Source organism: Pseudomonas zhanjiangensis (genome assembly GCF_041027545.1).
GTDB lineage: Bacteria > Pseudomonadota > Gammaproteobacteria > Pseudomonadales > Pseudomonadaceae > Aquipseudomonas > Aquipseudomonas zhanjiangensis.
Map to the genome: position 1 here is coordinate 1 of NZ_JBFTEG010000036.1, position 11157 is coordinate 11157.

The window sequence follows — 11157 nt, forward strand, 5'->3', positions numbered from 1 at the left end:
CAGCCCTCCTGCTGCCATGGCTGCACCACTACAACTGGCACCGCCCACATGCCAGCCTCGGTTACAGCCCGCCCATTAGCCGCGCGCCACTTCCACTGAACAACGTACTGGGTTTACACAGCTAGCCCTCCGTTGGGATGCCGTGGACATGACGCAACAGGTAGCGCATGTCCGTCGAACAGTCGCACTAGGCGTCATTGAAGAACGCACCAAAACCGGTAGCGACCGCGTCGTTCTGCTAAATGCGAGAGCCATGCACGCCCTGGAGTTCGCCAAAGCGTACGCGGAGCGCCGCAAATCTGGTGTGGGAAAGGTAATCGAAACACCCTATATCTTCCCCCCTTCAAAAAACAGCGAATACGTAAAACAAACCTCCGACTTGCATCACCAATGGCGACCTGCGTTGAAGGCACTAGGCGTCCGCTATCGGCCGCCGTACAACTGTCGTCATACCTATGCGACAATATGCTTAATGTCTGGCATGAACCCCGCATTCATATCCCAGCAGCTCGGCCATAGCGTGCAGATGCTGCTCTCTACGTATGCCCGCTGGATCAACTCGAGCTCCGACTGGAGCGAGCTGGAAAAGCTGAAAATTGGTATCAAATTGGTATCAGCCGTTCCAGACCACAGCTAAGTTATTGATAGGTAAGCCCTTTGATCTCCACCGCAAACATCACCATGCAATTCGGGGCCAAGCCCCTGTTCGAGAACGTTTCCGTCAAGTTCGGCAACGGCAACCGCTACGGCCTGATCGGCGCCAACGGCTGCGGCAAGTCGACCTTCATGAAAATCCTCGGCAATGACCTGGAGCCCTCCTCCGGACAGGTGATGCTGGAGCCGAACGTGCGCCTGGGCAAGCTGCGCCAGGATCAGTTCGCCTACGAAGAGTTCAACGTGATCGACACCGTTATCATGGGCCACGCCGAGCTATGGAAGGTCAAGGCCGAGCGCGACCGCATCTACTCGCTGCCGGAGATGACCGAAGAAGACGGCATGGCCGTGGCCGAGCTGGAAACCGAGTTCGCCGAACTGGACGGCTACACCGCCGAATCCCGCGCCGGCGAGCTGTTGCTCGGCCTGGGCATCCCCCTGGCCCAGCACTTCGGCCCCATGAGCGAAGTGGCACCGGGCTGGAAACTGCGCGTGCTGCTGGCCCAGGCGCTGTTCTCCGACCCGGACGTACTGTTGCTGGACGAACCGACCAACCACCTGGACATCAACACCATCCGCTGGCTGGAAAACATCCTCACGGCGCGTAACAGCACCATGATCATCATTTCCCACGACCGCCACTTCCTCAACAGCGTGTGCACCCACATGGCGGACCTGGATTACGGCGAGCTGCGCCTGTTCCCGGGCAACTACGACGAGTACATGACCGCCGCCACCCAGTCGCGCGAGCAGCTGCTGTCGGACAACGCCAAGAAGAAGGCGCAGATCGCCGAACTGCAGTCGTTCGTCAGCCGCTTCTCGGCCAACGCCTCCAAGGCCAAGCAGGCCACCAGCCGCGCCAAGCAGATCGACAAGATCCAGCTGGCCGAGGTCAAGCCGTCCAGCCGGGTCAGCCCGTTCATTCGCTTCGAGCAGAACAAGAAGCTGCATCGCCAGGCCGTGACTGTCGACAACATGGCCAAGGGCTTCGACGGCAAGCCGCTGTTCAAGGGCTTCAGCTTCACCGTCGAGGCCGGCGAGCGGGTCGCCATCATCGGCCCCAACGGCATCGGCAAGACCACCCTGCTGCGCACCCTGGTCGGCGAGCTGCACCCCGACGCGGGCACCGTCAAGTGGACCGAAAGCGCCGAACTGGGCTACTACGCCCAGGACCATGCCGACGACTTCGCCGACGAGAGCACGCTGTTCGAGTGGATGGGCCGCTGGACCCAGGGCGGCGAGCAGCTGGTGCGCGGCACCCTGGGGCGCATGCTGTTCTCCAACGACGAGATCCTCAAGTCGGTCAAGGTGATCTCCGGCGGCGAACAGGGCCGCATGCTGTTCGGCAAGCTGATCCTGCAGAAGCCCAACGTGCTGGTGATGGACGAACCGACCAACCACTTGGACATGGAGTCGATCGAGGCGCTCAACCTGGCCCTGGAGAACTATCCTGGCACGCTGATCTTCGTCAGCCACGACCGTGAGTTCGTCTCCAGCCTGGCGACCCGCATCATCGAGCTGTCCGACAGCGGCGTGACCGACTTCAGCGGCAGCTACGACGACTACCTGCGCAGTCAGGGCGTGCTTGTCTGAAGCCCCCTGCGCTCGCTATCCGTAGCGGCTCCAGCCACTTGCCAGACGACCAGCAGAAGCCCGCCTAACACGCGGGCTTCTTGCTGTCCGGCGCCCGTGCCAGGCGGCGGTGCTCATGGCTTGCCCAGGTAATCCAGCTTGCCGATGTCCAGGCCATTGTGACGCAGGATCCCGTAGGCCGTGGAGACGTGGAAATAGAAGTTGGGCAAGACGAAGTTGAACAGATAGTCCTGACCGTTGAAGTTCAACTCCATACTCGGAAACTTCAGGGTGACCGGTCTGCTTTCGCTGCCCTCGAACTGCGCCGCCTGGATGCCGCCCATGAAGGCCAGGGTCTTGTCGATTCGCGCCTGCAACTCGGCGAAGCTGCTCTCGTTATCGGCATAGCTCGGCACTTCGACGCCGGCCAGGCGCGCCGCGCAGCCTTTGGCGTTATCGCTGGCAATCTGCACCTGACGCAGCAGCGGCAGCATGTCCGGTGCCAGGCGGGCGTTGAGCAGGACATTCGGCTCGATCTTGCGTTCGACGGCATAGGCCTCCGCCTTGCGCAGGATGGCCGACAGGTTGCCGAGCATGCGGGTCAGCGGCGGAATCGAGGCGTGATACATGAACAAGGACATAAGAATATCTCCATCGAGGCTGAAGAAAGGTACTGCGCTCTGCTAGGTTAGCCAGAGAACCTGCAGCCTGGCGGAAACCAGATGAAACAAGCCGAGATCGCGACTTTCTGCCTACAGCTACCGGGCGCGCGCGAAGACTTCAAATGGGGCAACAACCAGGTGTTCTCCGTGGCGGGGAACAAGATGTTCGCCATCCTCAACTTCCTCGGCCATGAACTGGCCTTCAAGGTCGACAGCGACCTGTTCCTGGGCTATGTAGATCGCCCCGGCATCCGCCCCGCGCCCTACCTGGCCAGGGCACACTGGATCAGTATGAGCTGCGCCAACCCGCCGCTTGCCGATGAGGAGCTGCGTCAGTTGCTGGCCCGCTCGCATCAGCTGGTCGTGCGCAAACTGCCCAAGCGCCTGCAGGTCGGGCTCTTGCTCGATGCCTGAAGGCCAGCGAGATAGATAACCGCATGCCAGCTTGCCGACGCAGGTTTGTCCAGCGGGTTTCGTGCTGAAAGCTTAAGGGGCTGCTCCGCCAGCCGTCGACACTTGCAGCGTCTGGCCGAAGTAAGCGCGGATTACTCGCACGCTGTCTTCCCACGGCTGGAGAATGCCCCTATTGCGCAGAGCTCAAGCCGGAAAATGGCGGGCGAGAAAATCCAGCAAATGGCGGTTTACCTGCTCGGCCTGCTCGTTCTGGATCCAATGCCCGCAGTCGACCAACAGGTGCGACTCCAGACGCGGCACCAGCCTGGACATCTGTTTGAGGGTATAGGCCTCCAGCGTACCCACCGGATCCTTGTCGCCCAGCAGAAACTGCGCTGGCTGCTCGATTTGTCTATCGGCCAATGGCGCCGTACGCAGCCAGTTTCGCTCGAAGTTGCGGTACCAATTGAGCGCCCCATAGAAACCGCGCCCGGAAAACGTCTTGAGGTATTCGGCGAATGCCTGTTCGTCGCACCAGTGCGGCAGTGCCATGGGGTCCTGCATGCCATCGAACAGCCCGGCTCCGGCCGGCTTTTCCTGCAGGAAGAAATCCTTGGGCACGGCGGCCGAGGTGTTATGCATCATCATGCGCAGGGTCCGCGGAATGTCGGCATCCATCTCGCGCTCGGCAACACCTGGCGTCTGGAAGTGCAAAATGTAGTGAAACCGCCCGGCATACAGCTGGTGCATGATCTCCAGCGCGGGCTGTTTCGGCCTCCCGCCAAAAGGCACGGCCATGCCCACCACCGCCCTGACCCGCTGCGGTTCGAGCAGGGCCAGGTGCCAGGCGACGGGCGCGCCCCAATCGTGGCCGACCACGCAGGCATCGGCCTGGCCGAGCCGGTCCATCGCCGCCTGGATATCGCCACATATGGTTATCAGGTCATAGGCCGCGGGGTCACACGGCGCACTGCTCTGACCATACCCGCGCATTTGCGGAATCAACACCCGGTACCCGGCCTGCGCCAACGGCATGATCTGCTGACGCCAGGAATGCCAGCACTCGGGAAAACCATGCAGCAGCCACACCGGCCGTCCCGAGTCGGGGCCAGCGCTGTATAGGCTCAGGGTGATGCCGTTGACGTCCAGAAATTGATGCGTGAGCGTATTCATGGGGCCTCCTATAGCAAGCCCACTATGACAAAGGCGCGCCAATTGGCGCGCCCTTTATCAATCCGACGAATAGAGCCCCACACCCTCAGCCCTGGGCCGTGCTCCAGTCGATCAAGTGGAATTGCCAAGTCGCCAGGATCAACAAGCCAAAGCCGATTCGATACCAGGCAAATACCGCATAGCTGTGGCTGCCAATGAACTTGAGCAACGCTCGCACGGCGATCATGGCGCAAACGAAAGAGGTGACGAAGCCAATCGCGAAGACTGGCAAATCCGCTGGCTGGAACAGCTGCCGATACTTGTAGCCGGAATACACGGCCGCGCCGACCATGGTCGGCATCGCCAGGAAGAACGAAAACTCGGTGGCGGCCTTGCGTGACAGACCAAACAGGAGCCCGCCGATGATGGTTGCTCCGGAGCGGGAGGTACCCGGGATCATCGCCAGACATTGGGCGAACCCGACCTTCAAGGCATCGCTCCAACGCATGTCATCCACGCTTTCGGCGCGTACCACATGACTGCGCTGCTCGGCCCAGAGCATGACCACGCCACCGACGACCAAGGCACTGGCCACGGTGACCGGATTGAACAGGTAGTGATGAATCAGGTCGGCGAAACTCACCCCTATGACCACGGCAGGAAGGAAAGCGATCAGCAAGTTGACGGTAAAGCGCTGCGCCTTCTGTTCCTTCGGCAGTCCGAGCAGCACCTCGATGATCCTCTGGCGAAACTCCCAGACCACCGCGAGGATGGCCCCCAGCTGGATGATGATATTGAATGCCATCGCCTGTTCGCCACGGTACTCAATCAGATCCGCGACTATGATCTGGTGACCCGTACTGGAAATCGGCAGGAACTCGGTGAAGCCTTCTACAATCCCCAGAATCAACGCCTGCACCGCAAGCCAAAGTTCCATCCATTCCCCTACTACGTGCACTGCGCGGCATGCGAGCAAATTAATCAGCAAAAAACCAGCATCGAACGACGCTGGGACACATTCCACAACGAGAGGTTCCACCAGTGGGAACAAGCACCTAGCTATGGACTGGTGCTGCGAGCGCGAAATGCTATCAGAGATACACGCTCGATTGCCGTCTCTGCGCAACTTCCTGCCCACTGGACAAGAACGAATTCCGACACCCCGCCGAGCACTCGCCCCCGAACGAGTGGCTATGGGCCCTTTACTGGCAGGCACGCCAGGAAAACCCGAGTACGATCGAATGCCTGCAAGCCACCTCGGAGGCTGCCATGGAGGTGATTCATGGAAGCAACCGGGCCTATTGACGCACCTGGGAACAAGCGGGGCCCTCGGCCAGCGCCTGGGACAAACTGCAGATTCACTACCTGCGCTGGCAGGCTTGAATGCATCGCTTGCCAGCGCCACACTGCAACAGTCGCCATCGGTCCCGTACATCGGTCAAAATGTACCCAGGCAGCCAGATCGGCAAACGGCGATGCAGTTGTGGCAGAAAAACCTGCTGATGCCAGGCAGCATCTGGCTCAACTGACCGAGTACACCAACCGGCTTCTTGTCTAGATTCGCGTGTAGAGGAATGCATGAGCCATATGGAACACCAGGAAGTCGACCTCAGCCGACCTCAGAACCAGGACCTTATCTGGGACCTGGACAGCATGGCTCGCCGCGAACTGGCCGAACGCTTTATGAAGCTGTTCGAAAATCGCCTCTGCGTCTACTCCGAATCCGTTCGCCAGCTCTATACCAACTACGATCTGCATTTTCCCAGCGATCAGGGCCGCAAGATGGTGGTGCTGCCCAACCCCTATGCGTTTCATGACACCCTGCACGGCATAGAGGCTCAAGCGGTGCGTAAAACAGGGCTCTGTGTGCTGCCTGGAGCCGTTCTGGGCAAACCCGGCCTGCTACTTACCACCCAGCTCAAGGAGGGCGGGCCCGCGCCCAAAACCATGCCCTTCAAAGCGGCGCTAGCGCAGATCATCAGCAACCAGAAAAAAATCGGCGATGTGTTTCTGCCAATCATGATGAAGGGGGACTTGCGTGAGTTCGATCAGCAGATGCCGTACATCCATCTTCATCGGTTGCAAGTCAATCGCCTGACTCGCCTCTCCTCTTTCGAGCGAGACGATATACAGCAAACCATTACCCGCAAATTGCTCATGCTATATCGTCAGGCAGACAGCCTGGCCTGCTAGGGCTTCGCGCCACTCCCGATGGCCCGGCCGACTCAGTCGACCAGTACGCTGGCCCAAGCCAAGAGCAGGCTCAGCGTAACCACTGCAGTCAGAGGCGTGCGCAAGCGCGGGTACCAACGAGGCGCCAAGCCCACCTTGGTGGCGTGCAAGTCGGCAAGATAGAGAGCGATAAAGGCAATCAGGCATATCGGCAAGCTAAGCCACATCGGTATGCCACTGGCAACAGCCAACCAGCCCAGCAAAGGGGGAACGATGGACAAGCCCAGTTGCATCTGGGCCCGCTCATCCGACGCATCCGCACGCATTGCCAAGCCCCAGTGTATTGCCCCCATGAAGGCCAAGATCAGAACGGAGTAATCGAGCAAGGCTGCCATTACGAAGGATCGCCAGCCCACAGGAATAACCCAGATGCCCAAGGCGCCACTCACAAAGGGCAGCAACCCGGCGTACCCAAGCAGTATGGCTAGCCGAGGTGGTTCTTTGGCCTCAAATGGATGCATGTACGACTCCTGCGTGTCCTCACCGTGACACCATAGCGCGAATTATCGCCAGCCATTAAGCGAAAGCTATCCAGCGACCCCGCCAGAATTCCGCGACTCAAGCTTGCCATTAGCCGCTTAAAGACCTGATCACCCGCAAAGCCCCCGCCGGCGCCTTGCCATCGTCAGTTCATCTTGGCATAAAGGAAATAATAAGAATGCAACAAGGAAGTATCTTAATGCGCACGCTGCGTCGCACCCTGATCGGTTTGCTTCTACTCCTGATTGCCGGCCTAAGCATTGGCTTGTATTTCGTGGCCAATCCCAACCTACCGAACTATCACAAACCCGAGCAGCTTCACTACCTCGAACAATGGAGCCCGGAACTTCGTCAGACTTATTACTACACCCCCCAAGGCACGCGCGTTAAGGGCCTGCGCTATGACTGGTTCACCGCGCTGGAGATGCCCCTCAGCGACGAAAAATTTGCCCGCCCAGAGTATCTCGCACGCTTTGGGTTCCTTATTGATCCAGAGCAGCAAGCAACCGCACTGAACCCCGCTAACCTACCGGTGGGTTTTGCTCGCCATGCCGATAACGAGTCCGGCGCCGAATATCTGGATATCAGTTGTGCCGCATGCCACACCGGTGAACTCCACTATAAGGGTCAGGCGGTACGGATCGATGGCGGCCCGGCCCTGCATTCATTGGCCTCGACAGTACCCACTCTACGTGGCGGCGGCTTTGGCCAAGCACTGGGTATGAGCATGGCATTCACCTACTACAATCCGTTTAAATTCCGTCGTTTCGCTGAAGAAGTACTTGGCGCGGATTACTCCTCCGAAGACCGCTCACGACTGCGCCGTGAATTCAAAGCCGTACTCGTTCGAATGCTCGGTACTGCGTTCAACGACTGGAAACGTGGCCTTTATCCCACCGAAGAAGGCTTCGGCCGGACAGATGCCTTCGGCCGCATCGCCAATAGTGTGTATGGCGATGCCATAGATGAGCGCAACTACCGCATAGCCAATGCCCCCGTCAGCTATCCTCACGTCTGGGATATCTGGAAATTCGACTGGGTCCAGTGGAACGGATCGGCCATGCAACCCATGGCGCGTAATATCGGCGAAGCACTCGGAGTAGGGGCAACGCTGCATCTGATGCAACCTGATGGAACGCCGGTCGCAGAAGAGGAGCGTTATTCCTCCAGTGTTCGGTTGCGGGATCTACACACCCTGGAAGAAACCCTCAAGCAACTCGAACCACCAAGGTGGCCAGAGCCCATCTTCGGCAATATCGACCTGCCACTCGCCAGCCGAGGCAGGGCCTTGTTCAGCGAGAACTGCGCTTATTGTCATGCAGCCGATCCCAAACCACGCAACGAGCGCTTAGCCAAGGCACGCAATCCAGAATGGCGCATGCGCATCGTTCCGACCGATGTGATTGGCACAGACTCAACGACGGCGGACAACATTGCAGATCATCGATTCGATATCAGCAAGCTCGGCTGGAACAAGAGCGAACTGAGCAAGCTTGATGTACGTCTATTCGGCGCAGCACTGGACCAAGTCGACCTGCAGCAGATCTCCAGCGCGAAGGGATTGGCCTATATCACCGCCTACGTAGAAAACCGGGCTTATCGGGACGCCGGCATCCAACCCAGAGAACGCTGGCGCATGGACGGCTATGGCCTGCCGATTGGTGTACAAGAGAAGCGTGGATACAAGGCCAGACCATTGCAAGGTATCTGGGCCACCCCACCCTTCCTGCATAACGGCTCAGTGCCAACACTCTTCCACCTGCTCTCACCCGTATCTGAACGGCCAACCCAGTTCTGGGTAGGTAATTTCGAGTTCGATCCGAATAAAGTCGGCTTCAGCAGCACAAAGTTCCCAGGAGGGTTCCTATACGACACCAGCATCACCGGCAACAGTAACCGCGGTCACGAATTCCGTGACGGCTGCCGACAGGGCGGCGTGATAGGTCGTGCCCTGCAGCCGGAAGAGCGCCTGGCACTGATCGAATACCTCAAGGTACTGGGCGACCGAACTCTCGAAAATCAACTCGAGCCGGTCAAGGCCAATCCCTGGAACCCAGGCCCAGAGTGCCAGATCTAGCAGCCGCTCCTTGAGCGGCAAGCCTATCAGTCGCTCCCGGAAGCCTGACAGGAACAACAATTACGAAAAGGAAGAGATCGCTCATGCTCAAGAACACCTGGCTCTGGCTCGGACGCCTATTCGGCAGGCTATTCCTGACAACGCTGATAGTCGGGCTTGGTGGATGGGGCTTTGGCTCGCTTTACTACAATTGGAAATTTTCCGGCCCGGTGCCCAGCGAAGAGGTCATTCCTCCCGGGGAGGCTGCGCTCACCGATGGCATCATTGAAGATGCGATCCGCATCGTCGAGCAGCACCGGGACAACACCCACGTGCTCCGGGATGCGCACGCCAAGGCGCATGGTTGCGTCAAGGCTGAAATCACAGTCCTGGCTGATCTGGACAGCAGTCTTCAGCATGGCGTTTTCAGTGAGCCAGGCAAGACTTGGCAGGCCTGGGTGCGCTTCTCTAACGGCAATGCCTATCCGCAATTCGACCGTGCCCGCGACGCCCGCGGAATGGCCGTCAAGCTTCTCGATGTACCAGGCGAAAAACTGCTGGGCGGCACCGCCCATGCGACGGAGCAGGACTGGGTGATGTTCAACCATCCGGCATTCTTCGTTCGCGATGTGGCGGAATACAAGAGCAACTTTTCTGCTCAAGCCGAAGGAAAAAAAATACTGGCCTTCTTCCCGAGCTGGGATCCGCGCAGCTGGGAGTTGCGCCATTTGGTCATCGCCTTGAAGACCTTGGCACCGGCACCGGAAAGCCCGGTCGCCACCACGTATAACTCCATTGCCCCCTTCAAACTTGGCCCGCACAACATCAAGTATCGCGTGATTCCAGCCCCGGAAAACTGCCCTGACTACAATGTGCAGCAAGCTAACAGGGACCAGCCCAACTTCCTCCGTAGTGCGCTCTACCGGCAACTGTCCCTCGACCGTGTACCCGCGTGCCTGGCCATGCAAATTCAGCGGCAGGATCCGTCCCACTACATGCCCATCGAAGACCCTAGTGTCGAGTGGGACGAATCGATCTCGCCTTACGAGACAGTGGCCAGCATCCGCTTATCGGCTCAAGATTTCGACAGCCGCGAACAGAATGTTTTCTGTGAGGAACTCTCCTTCAATCCATGGCATGCACTGCCAGAACACCGCCCGATTGGCGGGATAAATCGCCTGAGAAAAGCCGTCTATCAAGCTGTCAGCGTCTATCGGCATGAACGCAATCGAGCAAATGGAACCCCGTAGGTGCGATAGGGCATACGATCTGGCATCGGGCGCTAGGCGCCGCCCGACGCGCAATGGCCATCGCCAACGCCCTGTGCATTGGTTTTGGCCTGGGCCGAACTGGTAAGATCAGTGCCTATCAAGGCGGCATCAGCTGCCGCGCACTTTCAGAGAGACATTTCGTGGAACTGTTCAAAGAATTCACTTTCGAAGCCGCTCATCGACTGCCCCATGTTCCTGACGGACATAAATGCGGACGCCTGCATGGCCACTCCTTTCGAATCGCCGTCTATATCGAGGGACAGGTCGACCCATATACCGGCTGGATTCGCGATTTTGCTGAAATAAAAGCAATCTTTAAACCACTGTATGAGCAACTGGACCATAACTACCTTAATGACATCCCAGGTCTGGAGAACCCGACCAGCGAGGTCATTGCCAAATGGGTCTGGCAGCAGCTCAAGCCTCTACTACCAGAGTTATCTCGCATTCGCATTCACGAAACCTGTACCAGTGGCTGCGAATACCGCGGCGATTGACCGGACTACCAAAGCCACCGCAGGGTGGCTTTTTTCTGGCCTGATTGGACTTTTCCGCGCGCAAAGACAAACCCCCCAGCCGCGTTAGCGGCTGGGGGGTTTGGTTTTAGAAGCTTGACGATGACCTACTCTCACATGGGGAGACCCCACACTACCATCGGCGATGAATCGTTTCACTACTGAGTTCG

Annotated in this window: 11 protein-coding genes, 1 rRNA gene and 1 pseudogene; 8 read left to right on the forward strand and 5 right to left on the reverse strand. The window is 58.7% G+C overall.

What is annotated here, in order from left to right; translation table 11 throughout:
- The 3 genes and pseudogenes from AB5S05_RS21645 to AB5S05_RS21655 all read left to right on the forward strand — a co-directional run.
- On the forward strand, window positions 1-125 hold a 125-nt coding region (locus AB5S05_RS21645; protein ID WP_369289496.1), incomplete at its 5' end, for an integrase core domain-containing protein.
- A pseudogene (locus tag AB5S05_RS21650) lies at window positions 122-637 on the forward strand (tyrosine-type recombinase/integrase); the annotation flags it as partial. The gene AB5S05_RS21645 and the pseudogene AB5S05_RS21650, both read left to right, overlap by 4 nt.
- Window positions 638-657: 20 nt before the next feature.
- On the forward strand, window positions 658-2247 hold the full coding sequence (locus AB5S05_RS21655) for an ABC-F family ATPase (protein ID WP_369289579.1): 1590 nt from the start codon (window positions 658-660) through the stop codon (window positions 2245-2247).
- A 113-nt stretch (window positions 2248-2360) separates the two neighbouring features.
- Here AB5S05_RS21655 and AB5S05_RS21660 read toward each other — a convergent pair whose 3' ends face one another.
- On the reverse strand, window positions 2361-2867 hold the full coding sequence (locus tag AB5S05_RS21660; protein WP_369289580.1) for a DUF1993 domain-containing protein: 507 nt from the start codon (window positions 2865-2867) through the stop codon (window positions 2361-2363).
- Window positions 2868-2948: 81 nt separating this feature from the next.
- Between AB5S05_RS21660 and AB5S05_RS21665 the strand changes: the two genes are divergently transcribed.
- Complete coding sequence (locus tag AB5S05_RS21665) at window positions 2949-3302, forward strand: MmcQ/YjbR family DNA-binding protein (protein WP_369289581.1); 354 nt, start codon at window positions 2949-2951, stop codon at window positions 3300-3302.
- Window positions 3303-3485: 183 nt separating this feature from the next.
- Here the strand turns inward: AB5S05_RS21665 and AB5S05_RS21670 are convergent, their stop codons facing one another.
- Both AB5S05_RS21670 and AB5S05_RS21675 read right to left on the reverse strand, forming a co-directional pair.
- Window positions 3486-4454, reverse strand: a complete 969-nt coding sequence (locus tag AB5S05_RS21670; RefSeq protein WP_369289582.1) for an alpha/beta fold hydrolase — start codon at window positions 4452-4454, stop codon at window positions 3486-3488.
- An 85-nt stretch (window positions 4455-4539) separates the two neighbouring features.
- A complete protein-coding gene (locus tag AB5S05_RS21675) occupies window positions 4540-5370 on the reverse strand; it encodes an undecaprenyl-diphosphate phosphatase (protein WP_369289583.1) in 831 nt (276 codons plus the stop codon).
- A 641-nt stretch (window positions 5371-6011) separates the two neighbouring features.
- Here AB5S05_RS21675 and AB5S05_RS21680 point away from each other — a divergent pair.
- Window positions 6012-6626: a hypothetical protein gene (locus AB5S05_RS21680; protein ID WP_369289584.1), complete on the forward strand. Its 615-nt coding sequence runs from the start codon at window positions 6012-6014 to the stop codon at window positions 6624-6626.
- Window positions 6627-6658: 32 nt separating this feature from the next.
- Here AB5S05_RS21680 and AB5S05_RS21685 read toward each other — a convergent pair whose 3' ends face one another.
- Window positions 6659-7126: a DUF3429 domain-containing protein gene (locus AB5S05_RS21685; RefSeq protein WP_369289585.1), complete on the reverse strand. Its 468-nt coding sequence runs from the start codon at window positions 7124-7126 to the stop codon at window positions 6659-6661.
- A gap of 218 nt (window positions 7127-7344) precedes the next feature.
- Between AB5S05_RS21685 and AB5S05_RS21690 the strand changes: the two genes are divergently transcribed.
- From AB5S05_RS21690 to queD, 3 genes are all read left to right on the forward strand, one after another.
- Window positions 7345-9222, forward strand: a complete 1878-nt coding sequence (locus tag AB5S05_RS21690; RefSeq protein WP_369289586.1) for a di-heme-cytochrome C peroxidase — start codon at window positions 7345-7347, stop codon at window positions 9220-9222.
- Between the two features lie 83 nt (window positions 9223-9305).
- On the forward strand, window positions 9306-10451 hold the full coding sequence (locus AB5S05_RS21695; protein WP_369289587.1) for a catalase family protein: 1146 nt from the start codon (window positions 9306-9308) through the stop codon (window positions 10449-10451).
- A 161-nt stretch (window positions 10452-10612) separates the two neighbouring features.
- Window positions 10613-10969, forward strand: a complete 357-nt coding sequence (gene queD, locus AB5S05_RS21700; RefSeq protein ID WP_369289588.1) for a 6-carboxytetrahydropterin synthase QueD — start codon at window positions 10613-10615, stop codon at window positions 10967-10969.
- 112 nt (window positions 10970-11081) lie between these two features.
- Here the strand turns inward: queD and rrf are convergent.
- Window positions 11082-11157 (reverse strand): 5S ribosomal RNA (rrf, locus tag AB5S05_RS22300); the annotation flags it as partial.